This is a genomic window from Pelagicoccus albus, from assembly GCF_014230145.1.
Lineage (GTDB): Bacteria > Verrucomicrobiota > Verrucomicrobiia > Opitutales > Opitutaceae > Pelagicoccus > Pelagicoccus albus.
Window position 1 is genome coordinate 94,468 of sequence record NZ_JACHVC010000001.1, and the last position, 19,441, is coordinate 113,908.

General features: G+C 52.7%; 15 protein-coding genes. 5 read left to right on the forward strand and 10 right to left on the reverse strand.

Translation table 11 applies throughout. The annotated features are described in order from the left end of the window. Window positions 1-23: 23 nt before the first annotated feature. The 4 genes from H5P27_RS00420 to pyrF form a co-directional block, all read right to left on the reverse strand. Window positions 24-1,673 (reverse strand): peptide ABC transporter substrate-binding protein, encoded by a 1,650-nt coding sequence (locus tag H5P27_RS00420; RefSeq protein ID WP_221774554.1) that lies wholly within the window; start codon window positions 1,671-1,673, stop codon window positions 24-26. A 91-nt stretch (window positions 1,674-1,764) separates the two neighbouring features. Continuing rightward, complete coding sequence (gene ispF / locus H5P27_RS00425; protein WP_185658409.1) at window positions 1,765-2,271, reverse strand: 2-C-methyl-D-erythritol 2,4-cyclodiphosphate synthase; 507 nt, start codon at window positions 2,269-2,271, stop codon at window positions 1,765-1,767. An 8-nt stretch (window positions 2,272-2,279) separates the two neighbouring features. Further along, window positions 2,280-2,981: a 2-C-methyl-D-erythritol 4-phosphate cytidylyltransferase gene (ispD, locus tag H5P27_RS00430; RefSeq protein WP_185658410.1), complete on the reverse strand. Its 702-nt coding sequence runs from the start codon at window positions 2,979-2,981 to the stop codon at window positions 2,280-2,282. Window positions 2,982-3,011: 30 nt separating this feature from the next. Next, a complete protein-coding gene (gene pyrF / locus H5P27_RS00435; RefSeq protein ID WP_185658411.1) occupies window positions 3,012-3,728 on the reverse strand; it encodes an orotidine-5'-phosphate decarboxylase in 717 nt (238 codons plus the stop codon). Between the two features lie 22 nt (window positions 3,729-3,750). On the opposite strand from pyrF, the gene ispE reads away from it, so the two are divergent. Beyond that, complete coding sequence (ispE, locus tag H5P27_RS00440) at window positions 3,751-4,650, forward strand: 4-(cytidine 5'-diphospho)-2-C-methyl-D-erythritol kinase (RefSeq protein ID WP_185658412.1); 900 nt, start codon at window positions 3,751-3,753, stop codon at window positions 4,648-4,650. Between the two features lie 103 nt (window positions 4,651-4,753). Next, on the forward strand, window positions 4,754-6,523 hold the full coding sequence (gene ptsP / locus H5P27_RS00445) for a phosphoenolpyruvate--protein phosphotransferase (protein ID WP_185658413.1): 1,770 nt from the start codon (window positions 4,754-4,756) through the stop codon (window positions 6,521-6,523). Here the strand turns inward: ptsP and H5P27_RS00450 are convergent. Together H5P27_RS00450 and greA are read right to left on the reverse strand one after the other, a co-directional pair. Beyond that, window positions 6,517-7,455, reverse strand: a complete 939-nt coding sequence (locus tag H5P27_RS00450; protein ID WP_185658701.1) for a metalloregulator ArsR/SmtB family transcription factor — start codon at window positions 7,453-7,455, stop codon at window positions 6,517-6,519. The two genes, ptsP and H5P27_RS00450, sit on opposite strands and share 7 nt — an antisense overlap. Before the next feature lie 127 nt (window positions 7,456-7,582). Further along, window positions 7,583-9,436 (reverse strand): transcription elongation factor GreA, encoded by a 1,854-nt coding sequence (gene greA, locus H5P27_RS00455; protein ID WP_185658414.1) that lies wholly within the window; start codon window positions 9,434-9,436, stop codon window positions 7,583-7,585. Window positions 9,437-9,528: 92 nt separating this feature from the next. Between greA and H5P27_RS00460 the strand changes: the two genes are divergently transcribed. Beyond that, window positions 9,529-10,788, forward strand: coding sequence for an RsmB/NOP family class I SAM-dependent RNA methyltransferase (locus H5P27_RS00460; protein WP_185658415.1), 1,260 nt, complete (start codon window positions 9,529-9,531; stop codon window positions 10,786-10,788). Here the strand turns inward: H5P27_RS00460 and H5P27_RS00465 are convergent. The 4 genes from H5P27_RS00465 to H5P27_RS00480 form a co-directional block, all read right to left on the reverse strand. Beyond that, complete coding sequence (locus H5P27_RS00465; protein WP_185658416.1) at window positions 10,785-12,371, reverse strand: methyl-accepting chemotaxis protein; 1,587 nt, start codon at window positions 12,369-12,371, stop codon at window positions 10,785-10,787. The two genes, H5P27_RS00460 and H5P27_RS00465, sit on opposite strands and share 4 nt — an antisense overlap. Window positions 12,372-12,400: 29 nt before the next feature. Continuing rightward, complete coding sequence (locus H5P27_RS00470) at window positions 12,401-12,805, reverse strand: hypothetical protein (protein WP_185658417.1); 405 nt, start codon at window positions 12,803-12,805, stop codon at window positions 12,401-12,403. Between the two features lie 36 nt (window positions 12,806-12,841). Further along, window positions 12,842-14,035 carry a hypothetical protein gene (locus H5P27_RS00475; protein WP_185658418.1) on the reverse strand — a complete coding sequence of 398 codons (1,194 nt, stop codon included), beginning with the start codon at window positions 14,033-14,035 and terminating at the stop codon, window positions 12,842-12,844. A gap of 289 nt (window positions 14,036-14,324) precedes the next feature. Continuing rightward, window positions 14,325-15,653: an MFS transporter gene (locus H5P27_RS00480; RefSeq protein ID WP_185658419.1), complete on the reverse strand. Its 1,329-nt coding sequence runs from the start codon at window positions 15,651-15,653 to the stop codon at window positions 14,325-14,327. A 230-nt stretch (window positions 15,654-15,883) separates the two neighbouring features. Here H5P27_RS00480 and H5P27_RS00485 point away from each other — a divergent pair, with 230 nt between their 5' ends. Both H5P27_RS00485 and H5P27_RS00490 read left to right on the forward strand, forming a co-directional pair. Next, complete coding sequence (locus H5P27_RS00485) at window positions 15,884-16,747, forward strand: DUF2911 domain-containing protein (protein ID WP_185658420.1); 864 nt, start codon at window positions 15,884-15,886, stop codon at window positions 16,745-16,747. 44 nt (window positions 16,748-16,791) lie between these two features. Further along, the gene (locus tag H5P27_RS00490) at window positions 16,792-19,299 is read left to right on the forward strand and encodes a PIG-L family deacetylase (RefSeq protein WP_185658421.1); all 2,508 of its coding nucleotides are present in this window, start codon (window positions 16,792-16,794) and stop codon (window positions 19,297-19,299) included. Window positions 19,300-19,441 lie beyond the last annotated feature (142 nt).

A 19,441-nucleotide genomic window follows, 5' to 3' on the forward strand; every position in this document is an offset into this window, starting at 1 on the left:
CAAGTATCCAGGGCTAATGAAACTTAGTTTTCCGCTGACTCAGGTTTAGTCGGCTCGAGGGAGAGGTACTTGTAATTACGGTTGTCCAAAAGCTTTGGATACCAGCCTTTCACAGCGGGATCTATACGGTAGTTGCGTGCGTAGTGGTAGATCGGGATGACAGGGAGCTCCTCCATCAGGATTTCCTCCGCGTCGTGAAGCATGGCCAAGCGTTCGGTCGAATCCGACACTTTCATGGAATCGGTGACGAGCTGGTCGTAGCGGGCGTTGGACCAGCCTGTCATGTTGTTCCCATCACCAGTTCGGAACATGGTTAGGAATGTATCCGGATAAACGTAGTCGCCGATCCACGCGGCGCGTGAAACGTCGTAGTCTAGGTTTTGCTGCGTTTCGAGATAGGTTTTCCATTCCTGATTTCGCAGGGTGACGTCGATGCCTAGGATGTTTAGCCACATTTGCTGGATGGCCTCTGCGATCTGTTTGTGCTGTTCCGATGAATTGAAGAGCAGGACAGAGTGGGGGAATCCTTCGCCATTGGGATAGCCAGCTTCGGCTAGGAGCTCTCTTGCTTTTTTGGGGTTGAATTCCTCACAGTGTGGCGGCTCGTAGCCTTCGATACCGTCCGGCGTTATCGAGTAGGAGGGGAAGTGGGCTCCCTTGAGGATTCTCTTGGTGATGGCCCGCCTGTTAATAGCTAGGGAGAGAGCCTTGCGAACCCGCTTATCCTGAAGGTGCGGCTCTGTTACGTTAACGCGGTAGAAGTAGGAACCGATCCATGGCTCGACTCTCATGTACGGGTCCTTGTTCTTCAGATAGACTGGGAACATATGGGTAGGAATCGTATTCTGGTAGTGGAGCGCTCCCGCGTTGAACATCTGGTCCTCCGTATTGATGTCGTCGATTGGCAGGAAGTGTATTTCCTTTATCGATACCTTGTCGGCATCCCAGTAGAGCGGATTCTTGGCGACCTTTATTATTTTTGAAATAACCCATTCCTTAAGGACGTAGGGACCGTTTCCTATGTAGTTGTCTCGAGTCCAGGTGGAATCCGGCTTGGTCATGCCACCTGCTGCTTCAATTGTCGCCGGATGGACCGGATACCAGGAGTGATGCTTGAGCAGGTTGAGGAAGTAGGGAGTGGGGCCTTCCAGCTCCAGCTTGAGTGTGTAATCGTCCAAGACCTCCACTCCGACTTCAGAAAAGTCGGTAAGCGTGCCTTCGTTGAAGGGTTGGGCGTTTTTCAGAAGGTAGAGGAGTTGGGCGTATTTCGCGCCTAAGTCAGGCGAAAGCATACGCTCGTACGCGTAGAGAAAATCATGGGCGGTAACGGGATCCCCGTTAGACCATTTCGCGTTTTGGCGGAGGTGGAAAATCCATGTTTTGCTATCTTCGGTTTCCCAAGATTCGGCGACCCCCGGCTCCGGTAAATTGTCATTGGTGGGATGATACGAGATGAGCCCCTCCATCAAAGAGGTGATGATATTGTTGCCGTTGTTGGAAGTATTGATGTGCGGGTCGATACTGGGAGGCTCGCTCTCGTTGCCGAAAAGGAAAATTCCGTCACGGGTTGCCTGGTCGCGAATTCCGGAGCCTGCTTCCTTTTTGGCGCAGGAGGTCATCCCGAATAGGATGGATACGGCGATTGCTAGTTTTGCGAAATGGACTGTTTTCAAAGTGGTCGAGTCTAAGGGGTTCGAGTTGGCTTGCGATTCTGGCCCGCTTCCAATTTCACGGGCGACTCTGTATCTTGGGCCTAGTTCACTCTTAAGATTTATAGATGAGGGCGGTTGCATGGGCAGCTATGCCTTCGGCCCGTCCAAGCGATCCTATCTTTTCGTTGGTGGTCGCCTTGATTCCGATTTGTCCCACTGAGACGCCAGCCGATTGGGCCAGACGTTTTTTCATGGCTTCGAGCTGTGGATAGATTTTCGGTTTTTCGGCGATCAGGGCGATATCGATGTTTACGATACCCCAGCAAGATTCGCGCAGGGTTTGGGCCACTTCTTCCAGCAGCTTTTGTGAGTCGATACCCCTATATTTTTCGTCCGTGTTCGGGAAGAAATGTCCGATGTCCGGCAGGCCAGCCGCTCCGAGCAAGGCGTCACAAACCGCGTGGGTCAGCACGTCGGCGTCGGAATGCCCGTCTAATCCGTAGGGAGTGTCGAATGTCACGCCACCCAGCACCATAGGGCGGCCGTCTTTGAACGGATGAATGTCGTAGCCGAGTCCGATGCGGAAGGGAGGGAGATTGGCGGGAGTTTCAGTGGCCATAGAAAAGCTTAGCTGCGTTTGGCGAGCAGGTATTCGAGATAGGGAAGGTCGTCGGGAGTGGTGAGTTTTGGGTTGGGTTGCCCATTGCTCACGAAGGCGACGGGTTGGTCGATGTCCTCGATTGCCGACAAATCGTCCGTGATCCGTTGTCCGGTACTTATGACGGTCTCGTAGGCGGAGCGGATCATTTCGAAGCGGAAACTTTGCGGAGTCTCCATGGCCCAGAGCTTGGAGCGATCGACAGTAGTCGGCAGGTAAGCTCCATCGTAGGAGTCGGCCGACTTTATGGTATCGCTCACTGGGCGAGCTAAACATGCCGCTCCAAACTCGACTACTTTGGCGATCGATTCCCGAATAGCCTCTGGCGTGACGCAGGGGCGAGCACAGTCGTGAATCAGGGCGATTTCCGTGTCCGAAGGAGCTGCCTTCAAACCAGCCCAGACGGAATCTTGCCGCTCTGCTCCACCCAGAGCGAATGTCGTTTCGGGGAGATTTACGAGGGATTCAATCGCTGAGCGGATTGCAGATTGCTGCTCTTCGTCTCGGCAAACCAAGACTAGGGCGGCAATCTGTTTCGAGTCTGCAAAGGCTTGCACGGAGTGGGCGATCACGGCCCGACTCCCCAATGCGGCGAGGACCTTGTCCTCGACCTGACCTTGCATGCGGTTTCCGGATCCACCCGCGAGCAGGATAGCTGTTGATTTGGGCACGCTCACTAGCTGGGACGCGTACTGGGAGCCTTAGGCTTCGAGTTCAGCCTTGATGGAAGCCACGGCAGCAGCCGGATTTTCGGCTCCGTAGATAGGGCGACCGACTACGATGTAGGTTGAACCGACTTCGCGAGCTTGGGCTGGAGTCATAATACGCTTTTGGTCTCCAGCCTCGGCTCCTGCGGGACGAACGCCAGGGGTGATGAGCTGGAAATGATCACCGTGGGCTTCGCGAATGGTTTTCACCTCATGCGTGGAGCAAACGAGTCCCGACATGCCTGCGTCTTTTGCGAGGCTGGCCAAGTGGGCAACGCGGTCCGCTGGGCTTTGCTTGATTCCCAGCAGTTCTAGCGAATTTTGGTCCATGGAAGTGAGCACAGTTACACCGAGAAGCTGGAGCTCCGGGTTAACGGACTGCTGAGCCTTGATGGCCCATTCCATCATCTCTTTTCCACCGCAGGTGTGGATGGTGAGCATTTGGATTGGGAGCTTCCCCACCGATTCGATCGCCTTTGCGACCGTGTTAGGGATGTCGTGTAGCTTCAGGTCCAGGAAGACGTTTTTGCCAAGATCGGCGATCTGGCGAACGTAGTCGGGACCATACTTGGTGAACATTTGCAGGCCGATCTTTGCCCACTTGAGCTCCGGGCCAGCCTTTTTGAGAAGGGCGAGGGCGTCCTCTCTTTCCTCGATATCGAGGGCGAGAATGAGTTCACAGGTATTTTTGCTTTGAGTGGTATTCGACATGTAGGTTTTTGTTTTGGCGACTATGGGGCAAATCGAGGTTTTCAGTCCAGCAAAGATCAACCTGTTTCTCTCGGTACTTGGCCGCATGGAGAACGGGTTTCACGAACTTGCCAGTTTGGTAGCCCAGGTCGATTTTGGCGACCGTTTGTTCATCGATTGGGAAGCGGCTGACTCGGCTGCGGTGGAGTTGAGTTGTGACGATCCTAGCTTGCCCACCGATTCCGGAAATTTGGCTTACGCTGCGGCGGAGGGTTTCCTGCTGCGAAGCGGGCTCAAGTGGAGGGTTCGTATCCGTCTGGAAAAACGAATACCGCACGGAGCTGGGCTAGGCGGAGGAAGCAGCAACGCCTCAGCGGTTCTTACAGCTCTTGGCAAGCTAGCCCAAGAGGCGGGAGAACTTGGGCTCTCGCGCGGCGAAACCCTGGAGCTTGCGGCGGAATTAGGATCTGATTGCCCACTGTTTTTAGACCAAAAGCCCAAGCTGATGCGTGGGCGTGGGGAGGTTTTATCGCCTGTATTTGGAGCAGCGGCTGAGGATCTCGTGGGACGCGAGCTTCTGCTTTTTAAGCCGTCTTTTTCGATCAGTACGCCATGGGCTTACAAAACGTTGGCCGCTACGGAGGGCGCCTATGACCAACGGGAATGGGCGGAGGAGCGATTGGCTGCCTGGTCTAGCGGGGATTTGGATTTGAGTCAGCTGCTGCATAACAGCTTCGAAAAGGTCGCCTTCCCAAAATACGCTGCCTTTGACCCATTGTTTAGAAAAATGAAGGGTTATTCATTAGAATGCCTAATGTCGGGCAGTGGGAGCTCTTGTTTCGCGCTTTTATCTTCGTCCTCTAATGTTGCTCTTCTTGAAGGTGTGGTCCGAGACTGTTGGGGTGACCGCGTTTTCGTGAAGCGAGCCAAGGTATTAGGCTGATGTTTCGTAACATTGAATTATTTCCTCTTGAGGCTTAGGCTTTTCCGGTTTCCTATGTTACGTTCGTCTTCGGATTTTACCATTCGCTTGCGGACCTTTGTCTATGGAAGAATCAGATAAGTCCGAACTTGTGTTAACCGGTATCGCGGCCTCACCCGGCATCGCGCACGGTCACATCTATCTTCTGGCGGAGAGGGAAATCAAAGTCCCCAAGTATTCAGTAGCAGAGTCTGATTTGAAGGCCGAGGAGGATCGCTTGGACAATGCGATCGTCGAAACCCGCAAGCAGATCCAAAAGATCCAAGAGGAAATCTCTGGGTCGATAGGAGAGGAAGAAGCTCGGATTTTCGATGCTCACCTACTCGTTCTCGAAGATCAGGCCCTGATCGACGAGTCCATACGCGAAATGCACTCCCATGGCTGCAACATCGAGAACGCAGTCTTTCGGGTAGGCCAGCGTTATGTGGAAGCCTTTGACCAGATCGATGACGAGTATCTGAGAGAGCGAGCCAGCGACATTCGTGATGTCATGCGCCGCTTGTTGAGCAATCTGACGGGTCAACAGCTAGAGCATCTCGGTCAGATTGTTCAGAACCGCGTTCTGGTCGCGAGTGACGTGACTCCTTCCGATTCGGCTTCCATGGACCAGTCTAATTTGCTGGCGATTGTGACCGATGGAGGTAGCAAGACGAGCCACACGGTTATTGTTGCCCGATCGATGGGGATTCCCGCAGTAGTAGGGCTCGGCACCATAACTTCCAAGGTCCATTCGGATTCGGTGGTTTTGGTAGATGGCTACGACGGCAAAGTCATAATCAACCCTAGCGACTCTACCCTATTCCAATACGGCAAGCGCAAGGACGAGAAGCTTTCCTTCGAAAGGCGGATGATTGAGTTCGCCCGCGATACCACCTCCAGGACGCGGGACGGAGTTCGAATCGATCTGATGGCGAATATCGAGAGAGGCGAGGAAGCTTCCAAGGCTCTGGAGCTCGGCGCGGATGGAGTAGGGCTTTTCCGCTCGGAGTACCTCTTCATGAATGCCAACAAGCTGCCTAGCGAGGAGGAGCAGTTTACTGCCTACAAGCGGGCCATCGAAGGTATGGAGGGACTTCCGGTGACGATCCGTACTTTGGATTTGGGCGGAGACAAGTTCGTTGAATCTTCCGAATTGCCTCTCTATCGCGAGTCGAACCCATTCCTTGGATACAGGGCGATTCGCTTTTGCTTGGATCATGAGGCGCTTTTTCTCAGTCAGCTTAGAGCAATTCTGCGAGCTAGCGCCTTTGGCAAAGCTCGGATAATGTATCCAATGATCAGTGGCGCATTGGAGCTTAATCGAGCGAATGAAATGCTCGAAACCGCAAAGAGTCACTTGAGAGAAGGTGGTATCGCTTTCGATGAGGGGATTCAGGCGGGCGCCATGATTGAGATACCAAGTGCTGCCGTAGCGGCGGATACGCTTATCTCAGGATCTTCATTCTTCAGCGTAGGTACCAACGACCTGATCCAATACCTTTTAGCGGTGGATCGTCTGAATGATCGAGTTGCCCACCTCTACGAGCCAACTCATCCGGCGGTAGTCAGGACTCTTAATTCCATCGTTTCGGCCGCAAAGGCAGGAAATATTGGGGTAAGTATATGTGGGGAAGTCGCTGGCGATCCGGTAATGGTTCCGCTTCTGGTGGGGCTGGGTGTGGAAAGCCTCAGCATGTCAGCTACCTTGATTCCGAACGTGAAGTTCGTCATCCAAAACATGGATTTGGCCGAGGCTCAGGATATTGCCAAGATGGCTCTCGAGACGACGGATGGTTCCATCATTTTGGAGCGGCTCTTAGATTTCTACACCTCTCGAATGGATCAGCTTTATTGAGCTGGCCGTATTCCGCTGGCCAATACGGTTTCGAATTGAGGCTCTTCCTCTTCTTTCGAAATGGTGGTAACTTCCACTTTGTCGAAGCCAGCCTCCTTTAACCAGGCATGGAGTTTGTTTTCCGAAAAGCCTAGCCATCGGTCCGCATACAGTTCGTGCGCCTTTTCGAAATTATGCTCCTTCAGGTCTAGGATTACGAGTCGCCCTCCCGGCTTGAGCAGGCGGAAGGCTTCTCGGATCGCTTTCTCTGGATGGGACGCGTGGTGCAATGCTTGGCTTAGCAAGGCGAGGTGGACGCATTCGTCTTCGAGGGGCGTGCTTTCTATATCGCCGAGAATGTATTCGAGATTCTCTAGCTTATTGCGTTTAGCCAGCTCTGTACCCACTTCCACCATACGGGTGGAACTATCCACGCAATAGACGTGCTCCGCTCTTCGAGCGAGCAATTGAGAGATAAGACCCTCTCCGGCCCCGAGGTCGACAACACGGATGTGAGGAACAAGGTAGAGAAGGAAATGGCCGATGCCTTCCCAAGATCGTCCAGGGCAATAGTTCTTTCCGAGGCGGCCTGCGATAAGGTTGAAATACTCCTCCGCTTGTTGGCGACGCCTCGCGATTACGTGATTCAGGTTTTCAAGGTCTTCTTGAAGTTCCGGAGATTCAGCCGCTGCGACGAGAGCCGCTTGCATAAGCGCTAGCTCATTCTTGGGGATTTCTGGGTTCAAAGAGTAGAATGACTTTTTGCCCTCGCGACGATCGGCGACCAAATTGGATTGTCGCAAGACGGCGAGCTGGGAGGAAATGCGGGATTGAGCCATGCCGAGGGCGTCCTGCAATTCCGCGACGGATAGTTCGTCTTGAGAAATGAGATTCAAGATGCGAAGGCGAGTCGGGTCAGCGAGCGTCTTTAATGTATCCCAGGCAGGCTTCATGTTCATAAATTGGAATCGCTTATCTCTGAGGTGGGCAAAGCAATTCCATCCAACGCCGACTTCAGACACAAAAAAACGCCACTCGCTTGGAGTGGCGTTCTTGAAAAGCCGTTTTTCTGAACGATTCCTACTTCTTGTCGATGTAGCGTTCGATGTTGGTGATGGTAAGCTTGTTTTCGGTGGATCCGACCGTGACGGATACTTGGTCGCCGATTCGCTTGCCCAGCATGCTCTTGCCCAGTGGAGTCTGGTAAGAGATGATGTAGTTGTCTGGATCGCCGTCCCAAGCTCCGAGAAGGGTGTAGGTAACTTCCGTTCCGTCCGCGTCGTCTTTCAGCGTAACGACATTTCCGATACCAACGGTTTCGGTAGTTGCGGAAGTGAAGTCTGTGATCTGCGCTCTCTTGATGTCGGCTTCCAAAAGGTTGCGGCGAGACATGAGAATCTGCTGGTCTTGCTTCGCCATCTTGTACTCGGAATTTTCCTTGAGGTCGCCCAGTTCGCGGGCTTCCGCGATGGCTTGGGAGTTCTCTGGAATTTTCTTGGTGACGATGTCGTCGAATTCCGCAACTGCCTTTTCGTAGCTCTCCTTGGAAACCATGAGGCCTTGGCTCTCTTGTGTTTCGTCGCTTTCGAGCAAGGACTGAACACTTGGGAAGAGCTTGATGAAACGAGCGAGTAGGGACTTCTTGGTCAGTTCCTCGAAACCTTGGTTGAGCAGAAGGTTGTTAGCCAAGTCGCGAGCGGTTTCCGCGTCGGCTTCAGCGAGCAGGTCGGGGATGAGCTCCTTGTCCTCGCTGAGGATATCGGCGAGAGGGATGCGCTTGGAGGTCGAAGATTGCAGCGCTTCGTAGTCGATCGCGAAGAAGATCGAGTTGAGAAGGCGTGGCTGAATCATGTCTTGAATCAGTTCCGAGTACTTTTTGGAGCTACGGTTCTTAACGATCCAAAGCAAAACAGGTTCCTTGAGGTTCTGTTCAGTCTGCCAGCGTGTGAACGTCTCTTTGATTTCCTCGGCGAAGCCGTTTTCGACGAGGAAGTTTACGCTGTCGGTAGTGAACTTGCCGGAACTGTTCTTTAGAAGAGAGAAACAGATTTCTTTCCAGTCGGCTGGATGCGAAGCCTTGATTGCCTTGAGTGCGCGTCCTTGGGAGTTGGTTGGAAGCTCGTCGATGAGCTGGTCCAAGCCGTCGATGTCGGAAAGGATCTGAACGACGGATGGCTCAAAGGTTTCTACGTCGATTTCTAGCAGACGAGCCACGTCGTTACGGATCCAAGCTCCCTTTAGCTTTTCGGCAGAGGTGAGCTGGTTGGATTCGCGAACCGCTGTCGCCAATGTATGAAGGATGAGTCCAAGTGCGTCGCGGTGTTCTTCCAGCTTTTCACCAACCGTATCAAGCAAGGTTTCGGCGATCGCAACGCGGCGTTTTGCCGACTGAGTGGCATTGTAGTCCTCGATGAGCTCTTCTTCCAGAGTAACTGGCTCGTCGCGGAGCAGGTACATGCCTGTTTTGCGGGCAGGAACAGAGATACGAGGGTCTTTCGCCAAGAGCTTCTTGGTCGCGGTCCACCACTTCTTGTACTTGATTGGCCCAATGACGCGGGCGAGCACGCTTTCGATTTCCGCGGTGCTGGCGGCCGAGTTCGGATACTGCTTCAACAGCTCTACAATTAGCTCTGCTGGCTCATTTGCGATCAATGCTTCGACTGATGCGGGGTCGAGCTCCTTGCGGACTAGAAGGTGGTCGGGGAGGAGAACTTGCATCGTGTTCACGCAGAATCCCGGATCCATGCGGTGACCTTCTTTTCCCTCGAAATCGATGATCAGCTTATTTTCTGGCTCGTCGTAGTCTTTGATTTGACCGAATCCCCAGCTTTGGTGAATGCAGTAGTTGCCCGGCTGCATTGCCTCCAGTTTTGCCTTGGCTGCCTTCAGCTCCGGCTTTCTCGAAATGATTTCCAATACGGCTTCTTCGTTCATCGTCGTGTAAAGAGACTAAAGAATTAAGTCAGGAGCCTTTTTATGGAGTTGTCAATGAGACAGGCAGATCATCAATAAGTCGCTTCCTGACTATGAGTGATAATTCTTGGAGTAAAGCAGTGGATTTGGTGGCATTTTTCCTCCGGAAGCCTGCCCGTATGAGCCATCTACTGGAACGCATCCCAGAAAATTGGGCCCCAGGCAAGCGGAGGGCCTGCCAGTCTCTGCTTTTCGGAACGGTTCGACACGTAGCTTTGTTGGAGAAGGCTCTCGACGAATTTATCAGGCGGCGTCCTAAGCCCCAGCTTTGGGCAGCTTTGCTGGTTTCCTCTCGAGAGCTGATGGAGCAGCCCGAGCGTTCTCCCAAAATTGTGCACAATGCGGTTCGGGAGATCGGGAAACGGTTCAGCAAGGCAGAAAAGGGCTTGGCGAACGCAGTCCTCCGCAAAGTTGTCGCTCGGATTCCGGAGCTCCTGGATGAGCCCCTTTCTGCACCTGCCGATTTGTGCTGGAGGTACAGCCATCCTCGTTGGCTGGTTGATCGGTGGCTTGAGCAGTTTGGTTGGGAAGAGACGGTCGCCTTTTTACAGTGGAACCAGGAAGAGTCCGCTGTTTTCGCTCGCTGGCAAAGGGACACGGAAGAGGTGACGGCTTTGTCTCCCTGCCCGAATGTAGAAGGTTTCTTCAAGCTAGACCCGGGGGCATGGGCTGAAATTTCTCCTTTTGTGGAAGCAGGTCGACTCTATGTGCAAAATCCGGCGGCGAGCTTAGCTCCAAAAAGCTTGGCAAAGGCCGCCCCAATCGGACGTTGGTTAGACCTATGCGCCGCACCGGGAGGGAAGGGGCTGTTACTCGAGCAATTGAGCGGACCCGATCTGGCCGAAATTATCTCGGTCGATTTGCCGGGACCTCGATTCGAGAGGATGGAGTCAAACTTTCACCGTTATGGAGCAAAGAAAATCCGTGCTTTGCCAGCTGATGTTTTGAAGCTTGAAAGTGAAAAGCTCGGTCTGTTCGAAGGGGTGCTGCTGGATGCTCCCTGCAGTAACTCCGGGGTTTTGCAGCATAAGATAGATGCCCGCTGGAGACAGTCCCCAGATGGCCTCGAGGATCTGCTTGCTTTGCAGGCTGAACTTTTAGATGCGGCTTCCGGATTTGTCGCAGAAGGAGGAGCTCTGGTTTACAGCACCTGTAGCGTGGATAGCTCAGAAAATGATGGCATCATTGACGGCTTTCTAGCCAAAGAAAAAGGCAAGCTCTTCGAACTTGAGACGTCGGAAGTCAGCTTGCCTTGGAAGCAGGGCCGTGATGGGGCCGGTATCTTTGTTTTGAGAAAAAAGGCGGGAGCCTAATTCCAAAGCTCGTCGAAACTTTCGGTTCTTGAGTTTGAAGCCAAGGTGGTGGGGGAGGCTTCTCGCTTTGGCAAAGGGCTTGGCTCTGGCGGGACTTTCGGCGCCGAATTGGAGTTGTCGGTATTGCTAGCACCGTTTCCAGCCAAGTGTAGGAGTTCTTTTACGACCTCGTCCAATTTACCGGACTGCTCTTGTAGCTCTATGCTGGAGCTCGCCGTTTCGTTGGCGAAACGCTTGTTGTTTTCGGTACTAGCAGTGAGCTCGTTGATCGAGTGGTTCATGCTTTGAATGTTCTCGGCTTGCTTGTCGGTTTCGTCCGCGATTTCGCGAATGTGACTGCTAGCGGATTGCATCATACCGGAAACCTCGTCGAAAGATTCGCATGTTTGGCGTACGATTGCAGTGCCCTTGGCAATGTTATCGGCCGACTTTTCGATCAAAGCGGAGCTGTTGCTGGCAGCGTCTGCAGATCGGATAGCCAAGTTTCGTACCTCATCGGCAACGATGGCAAAGCCTGCTCCCGCTTCTCCTGCTCGGGCCGCTTCTACTGCAGCATTCAAGGCGAGTAGGTTGGTCTGGAAGGCGATTTCGTTGATGGTCTGGATGATCTTTTGCGTTTCGAATCCAGAATCGGAAATTTGCTGCATGGACTTGTCCAGATCTAGGATCGTGTTGCGAGTGTCTTCGAACTTATCAAAGCACTCTGTCGTAATACTGTCGGCCGATCGGGTGTTATCTGCAGTTGTCTGCGTTCTGTGGGCCTGCTCGTTCATCGCCGTCTTGGTGGAGGACAGAATTTCGGCTTCCGCTGCGCTGGCGCTGGAAGACCTTTCGGCGGAGTGCACCAGTTCGTTGGCGGTTTGGGCGACGCGTTTAGCGCTGCCAGTCAAAGACCGAAGCGAGTGGGCGAGAACTTTGTTGGTCGTTTGCGAAGCAAGCAGGGCGAAGACCATTATCACCAAGGCCAAGGCTGCGTTCACCATGCTGAAGAGAGATATGTTAGACGAGAGGCTTTGGAAGCTCTTGGTGGTTGTGGCGACCGAGTCGTTATAGGTCTGCGCGACGGCGGTTTCGCCTAGGGCAACGCTAGCTCGAAGTGCTTGGTTGAGCTTGGGGATATCCTGATCCCAAAGCTCGATGGCCTCGAAGAACATATCGTCCTTTAAGAGGGACCGAATTTCCTCCGTTTTGTCCGCGTAGGCGTTGAAAGACTTCCGAATTTCTTCCACGTCCCGAAGGATTTCAGCATCGGAGCTGAGGCTAGCAAGTGTGTCTATGGAATTGAGAGCTTCAGCGCTCAGCGAGAGAGCTTCCTTTTCCTTGGCCTCCTTTATCTCGTCGCTTTGCCCGAAGATGTATCCAAGGTTCGCGATCTCGAACTGCAGCGACGTTTGCTTCAGGTCGTTGAGCAGTTGCTGGCTTGGCACGCTCTCTCTTTGAAAGGAATGCACGATTTCCCCACCCGATCGGGTGGATCTGAACATGTAAATTCCTTCGATGACAATGAGAGCGGTCAGCAAGGCCAAGGCCCCATTAATGAAGAGAAAGCAACTCTTTAGGTTGAGGTTCTTGATCGAGAACATGGATGAATGGGAATTGCGATGGAGGACGATTAATTGACCTGTTTTACCCCGCTGAGGTCGGAACCGTCAGAAGTTAGGCCGATGGCTCCTTTGTTCGCTTTTACGAATGCGACAAGTGCGGCCGGGTCTGAGAAGTTCTTTGGCATGGTGCCGCGTCCACTGAAGGCAAGTCTCTGCCAGTGGCTTTTGAAACGTGAATCGTTCATTTTGGCGAACGACTCCAAAGCGTTGTTGGAGTCGGAATTGTCTTTCAGCACCGCGATGACGACTTCGGCTCCATTCTCCCAGAATTTACGTTTGCCGACCAAGACGGAGGCAAGTGTGTCGGTGTCGATGGAGTCCGAGTTTTCGGAATTGACGATTACGGATGGAGAGGAGAACGCGAAGCTTGTCGCGCTCAGGGCCAAGAGGAGGGAAGATAGTGTCTTTTTCATTTTCAACTTTGTTCCGAGAGTTCGGTTTCTTAAGCCCTAGAAGAAGAAGGTGCTCTTCAGGGCGAATAGGGTCCAATTCTCGTCAGTAGGGCTGGGGTTTTGCCCGAACTGGTTGAACAGTCGGTTTTGTCCGCTCAGGAGGTGGAACTCACCCTTTACGGTCCAAAAGTCGGTTGCGTCGTAGCGAAGCGAAAATTGCAGGTCCTCTTGATAGTCGAGGGCCGTTTCGGTGCTGTCATTGTTGCTGAGGAATTCCGAGTAGATGACGCTGCCCTCAAATCGGTCGAGGAAACGTCTCGCAGCTCCCAGGTACCAGGAATGGCCAGTATTGGCTACTGGCGCCCATCCCATTGGGTTTCCGGCCACGGTTTGCTGCTCCAGCCCATTGGTCGCCAAGACGTTGTATTCGCCGGTAAAAGTCCAGTTTTCCCAATAATATTCACCTGAGAACCGCCACTCGGAAGCCTCTGTGAGGTTTGATACTACGATGGGAATTCCGTAAAGTGGATGATTTCCAGAGGTGTCGATATCGATCCCTTTCAGAATGGAGTAGGCGGCTCCGGTGCGGAGTCCAGCCACAGGAGTGTTCCACCAAAGTTGGATTCCCGATAGCGTGTCGGCGTCGATGGTATCAATCTTACCATTTAGGAGTGAACGCGCTGTGATGGTGTGAGCGTAACCAGCGATTCCGCCGTCGATTTCCAGGCTCGAAGCTCCGTGGTAAGCGGTGTAGTCCAAACTCTGAAATGTGCCGAAGGAGAGGTTACCGGAGATGGAGATCCCATCTGCTGAAGCAGAAAAGTCGCGATAACGCTGGTCGTACATACCCATCGGCAAAAGGATTGAGGTACGGGCGATGTCGATGTCTTGAATGTCGTTGTACAAGCCTTGCGGTCTTTTCACACGTCCCAGACGCAGGTTGAAGGCGGGAGACTGGCTGTATTCGACAAACAGGTAGTCGATGATGGGATCAAAGTTGCCGTAAGGACCGAGCTCGAAGGTAAAGAGCTGTCCACGCAGCGTGGTGCGTTCGATGGGGGACCAGCTAGCGTTCACGCCCAACTCGACGAAGTCGAAGTCTCCGTCCTCCGAGTCGACGAGGTAATTGTTGGCCGAGGATTGAAGGTAGCCGTTGCTGAAGAACCCTCCATAGGAGATGTCTCCTGCCGCGAAACTGTTTACTGCCAAAGCCGCTCCGGCGGCAATTGAGATGACTGTCTTTCGATTCATTTTATCTAGGTCTGTAGAGAGGCCGCGAGTAGCTCGCTGACTCTAGGCTAGCCGTTTTCTTAGGTATTCGCCTTTCCTAGGTATCGACCCAGACTCCGGATTTTTAGGGGTTATGTCCTATTTGGGGCTATATGATTCCCGAATGGTTAGATTCGTTTCTTTTTTACGAGATGAATCCATTCACCCGTTAAATCTTTGGTTTTGGGGAAGGCCTTGATCCACCCACTAATCCCCGGATTTTCCTCGGCGAGGTATACAGTCTTCAACTGTAGTAGGGTATATCCCCTTTTTATGAAGTCTTGTCTGGTTGCGGTAAGCGCATGCTCAGGTAGGCGGCGAAAAGTACAATCAGCGACCCGATGAGGTAGAGTTTGTCGGAGCCAAACCACCAAAATACGAAACTCGCCGATAGTGGTCCGATTGCTCGGCCAAGAGATCCTAGAGAGCGGAAGACGCCTAGAGCTTTACCTTGCTCTTGCTCAGACACGTAAAGCGAAATGAGCGACGTGAGAGTTGGGCTGCAAAGTCCTGCTCCCAAGGCCATGAAGCCGAGTCCCAGGTAGAGGATTCCCTCTGAGCTAGCCATGGATAGGATAGCGAGTGCGACGGCGACTAGAAGCAAGCCTGTGGATGCTGTTTTCTTTTCTCCGACTTTGGGTGCGATCCGGCGAACGATTCCTCCCTGTACCAAAATCAAGATGAAGCCGACGAAGACCATCATTTTGGTAATGTCTAAAGGCGTGTATCCGAAACGCTCAACGCCGAGGAACGAAAGGGTGAACTCCATCCCGGCGAAAGCGAGAATGTACACGAAGTAGGCGAAGTTGGTTCTGCGGACCGGAGTGATCTGGGGCTGCTTGAGCCTTTTGACCGGATTCATGATGACCCGCTGCTGGCCTCGTTTTTCAGGAGGAAGCGATTCTGCGAAACGGGCCCGGATCCAGATGAAATTTCCTAGGGAAAGTATTACGGCTACGAACGCGACAAATGAAAATGGGTTGATTCCAAATCGGGCCAACTCTGGCCAAAGCTCGACTGGATTTACGAAATGGGCGCAGGCTCCCCCGATGGCTGGGCCGGTTACAAAGCCCAATCCGAAAGCGGCCCCGATCATTCCCATCCCCTTGGAGCGGTTTTCTTTGGTAGTCACATCCGCGACCGCAGCGGTTGCCACCGATAGGTTTCCGCTCATCGCGCCGCCGATTAGCCGAGCGATAATCAAAAGGGCGAAATTGCCGGCGAACATCCAAAGGACGTAGCTCAAGCAAGTGCCCAAGCTAGTGTATACAAGAATGGAGCGTCTTCCCTTCCTGTCCGACATGGCTCCCCAGAAGGGCGCGAAGAAAAACTGCAGCGCCGCGTACAAAGACCCGAGTACCCCCCCGAACAATACAGGCGTGAAGCGCTCGGAACCGTCGGCGAGCTGCGAGACTTGGTTTAGCTGCTCCAGCAGCCAGCCCAGCAAACCGCTCTGTCCGTCTACTTCGAAGTAGTAATCGAGCATGGACGGAAAGAGTGGGAAGATCACGCTAAAGCCCACCAGATCTATGAAGATCGTCAGGAATATGACGCCCAAGGACAGGTTTTTGCTCGATGAATTTTCCAGTTTTCCGCTCAAGGGCGACGTTTATTAGGGGCGGTGATAGGGCAGGCAAGCGCAAAGGCTGTGCCGCTCTGCGCCTTCGACGCGTTTCTGTGGGGTTCGGAAAAAAGCGAGGCAAAGACTGACAACAAGAAGGGTGTCAGAGCAAAAAATCTGCAGCCAAACAAAGCCTTCCGGAGTCTATCTAGCGGGTCTGCACTGCTGTAGGCTCCTTGCCGTTTCCTATCCAACCCATCTTAGGTCCCATGAAGTTATTCCCTGCTTTGCCCACACTCTTAATTAGTGCGTTGTTGGCTGTTGGCTCCATTCCCAGCGCCAACGCCAATCTCAAGACTCCCGCAGCCAGCCCGCACGCTTCCTTTAAACAGACGGTCGGTCTGACGGAAGTCGAGATGGACTACTCGCGTCCCGGTGTGAAAGACCGCGAGATTTTTGGCGAGCTTGTGCCCTATGGCAAAGTTTGGCGGACAGGAGCGAATCAACCTAGCAAAATTCGCTTCTCGGATGACGTCGTATTTGGCGGAGAGAAGATACCGGCGGGTGAATACGCCCTCTATACGATACCGGGAGAAGCGGAGTGGACGGTCATCGTCTATGGCAGCACGGAATTGTGGGGAGCCTTTGGCTATGAAGAGAAAAATGATGTAGTTCGTTTTTCCGTTACGCCTATGACCATTGACGAACAGGTGGAATCTATGTCCTTTGGGATTAAGGATCTCGAAAGCGACCAAGCCGTGTTGTATTTGGAATGGGATTACACCTGCATCGAAATTCCAATCCTTGTTCCCACCGATAAAAAGGTCATGTCGCAAATCGAGAAGCTCAAGAGCTCCGACAGCTTCGATTCGCCGCGTACGCTTTTCGCTGCGGGGACGTATTATCACGAGACCGGTAAGGACCTAAAAACTGCACTGAAATGGGTGAGCTCGGCCTGCGAGAAAAGTGAGAAGCCTGCTTACTGGATGCTCGCCCGCAAAGCTCAGATAGAGATGGACCTTGGAATGACGAAAGAAGCGAAAGCCAGCGCGGAGAAAACTTTGAAACTCGCGACTGAAGGAGGAAATCCAGACTACCAAAAGATAGCTCAAGATATTTTGGAAAGCCTCTAGGTCTTTCTTCTTTTTGCCGTTTCCTTTCCCAACCTGCTTTTGCCATGGCTACAGGCTTTCTCAAACATTCGAAAACACTCATGCTTGGATTCGCTGCAGCGGTTTCCGCTTACGCCTCTTCACCGGTCGAGATCACGGACAATGTGTCCGGATCGGAGCTACTCTGGAAAATCCAAAAAATGAATACTTTAGGGCGGGTTCTCTATGTAGCCGCTCATCCTGATGACGAGAATACTAGCCTGGTTTCTTACCTCTCCTTAGGGCGGAAGTATGACACCGCCTATCTCTCTTTGACTAGGGGAGATGGAGGGCAAAATCTCATCGGACCCGAACTGCGAGACCAGCTTGGGCTTATCCGAACTCAAGAGCTTTTAGCGGCTCGCACTATCGATGGAGGAAAGCAATTCTTCAGCCGGGCACGAGATTTCGGTTATTCCAAAACGCCTGGGGAAACCTTCCGTATTTGGGACAGAGAGGCGGTACTGGCCGACACGGTTTGGGCTATCCGCAAGTTTCGACCAGATGTGATAGTGACTCGCTTCAATCCCCAGCCGAGCTCGACTCATGGTCATCACACTGCCTCAGCGATGTTGGCCCTTGAGGCTTTCGAGGCGGCTGCCGACCCGAGCAAATTTCCAGAGCAACTGGAATGGGTAGAGCCTTGGCAGGCGAAGCGGATTGCCTGGAACACTAGCTCCTGGTTTTTCCGAAATAACGACGTCGTTTTTGAACCGGAAAATTATCTGGAGATGGAAGTCGGAGGATATGACCCATTGTTAGGAAAGTCCTACAACGAAGTTGCCTCATTGAGTCGGAGTATGCACCGCAGCCAAGGTTTTGGAACTCTTGTATCTCGTGGAGTCCGAAATGAATATTTTAAGTTTTTGGCGGGAGATAAATGGAAGGGCGACTTGTTTGACGGAGTCGACACCACTTGGAGTAGAGTAAGCGGCGCCGCTAAAGTTTCGGAGATGCTTAACGAGTTAATGGGCGGGTTTGATGTATCTGATCCATCTGCCTCGGTTGCGAAGATGTTGGAGTTGCGGACCGAACTTACCTCGCCCGAGCTCGGCGAGTGGGGCAGTCAGAAGCTGCGGGAGCTCGATTCCATCATTCTGGGAAGTATGGGGTTCCACGCTCGTGCTCTAAGCTCGAAAAAGTATTTAAAAGGTGGAGACAAGTTCGAACTCGCATTCGAGCTCATCAACCGCTCGGCTCTTCCCGCGAAACTAAGCTCAGTCGAAATCCCATTCGCGTCCGTCTCTGAGAAACGAGACGATCCGCTAGGTGAAAATTCCCTGCAAGGTGTTCGATTCGAGCTCGATGCTCCTACCACCTTAGATGGACAGCCCTATTGGCTGCGAGAGAAGGGAACTGTCGGGATGTTTGAGGTGGATGATCAAACTTTAATAGGACTTCCCGAGAATGAGCCTTCTCTTGTTTCGACGATTAGTATCGAGGTAATGGGCACGGAAATTCCAGTGACCTTGCCAGTTGTCTACCGAGAAGTAAACCCCGCCAAAGGCGAAGAGATAGATCTCGTGACCCTATTGCCAGCCGCATCGGTCGAGTTTACTGCCCCGGTTAAGTTATTTCCGAATTTTGAGGAGCGGGATGTGGAAGTTAAAGTATCCGCTCTCCTAGACGGCGCGGAAGGTGATTTGGAATTAGTGTTGCCCGAAGGTTGGAGTAGTGTGCCTAAAAGCGTGCCGGTTGAGAGATTGCTCAAAGGAGCTTCGAAGAGCTATGTGTTTCGCGTTTCGCCCAGTTCAGTCTCGCAGGAGATCGATATTCAGGCCCGACTTGTAACGGAGAGTGAAACCTTCCAGAAGTCGGTGGAACAGATTCGCTACGATCACATCCCGGAGCTGACATTGTTCGGCTCGGCTAGCTCGAAAGGGGTAAGCCTCGAAGTCGCGCGGCTTGGTCAAAAGGTAGCCTATCTACAGGGAGCTGGGGATGCGATGCCAGAGAGTATCAGGGAAATTGGCTTCGAAGTCACTGAACTTAGCCCGGGAGAACTCGGGGCGATTGATCTCGGAGTCTTTGATGCAGTTGTCCTTGGTATTCGCGCTTACAATACAGTTGATGAGATTGATTCCCTGCTGGAACGGTTGTTTTCCTATGCGGAAGCGGGTGGCACGGTGGTCGCTCAGTACAATACGACCCGGGGCCTGAAAGGCTCGCTGCTTGCTCCCTTTGATTTACAGCTGTCACGGGACCGAGTTACGGATGAGAATTCAGAGGTACGTTTCCTTGCTCCCGAACATCCAGTGCTGTCAAAACCCAACCACATCACAGAAAACGATTTTTCGGGGTGGACGCAGGAACGGGGACTTTACTTTCCAGATTCTTGGGGAGCGGAATTTACGCCTATCCTAGGGATGAACGATATCGGAGAACCTTCGCGAGACGGATCTCTACTAGTGGCGGAATTTGGAGATGGTTATTTTGTCTATTCAGGAATTTCCTGGTTCCGACAGCTGCCTGCGGGTGTGCCCGGAGCGTATCGGCTTTTTGCCAACATCCTTTCTTTGGGACAACCTGAATAGCGACTCTGGGTATTTAAAACACTATGCCGGAAAAGAATGGAATAGAGAAGGAGGAAGCTCCTCCTGTACTAGGAAGCTGGAGACGAGTCTATTGGGCTGTAACCATCTTCTTTGCGGTAGAAGTGGTATTGTTCTACCTGTT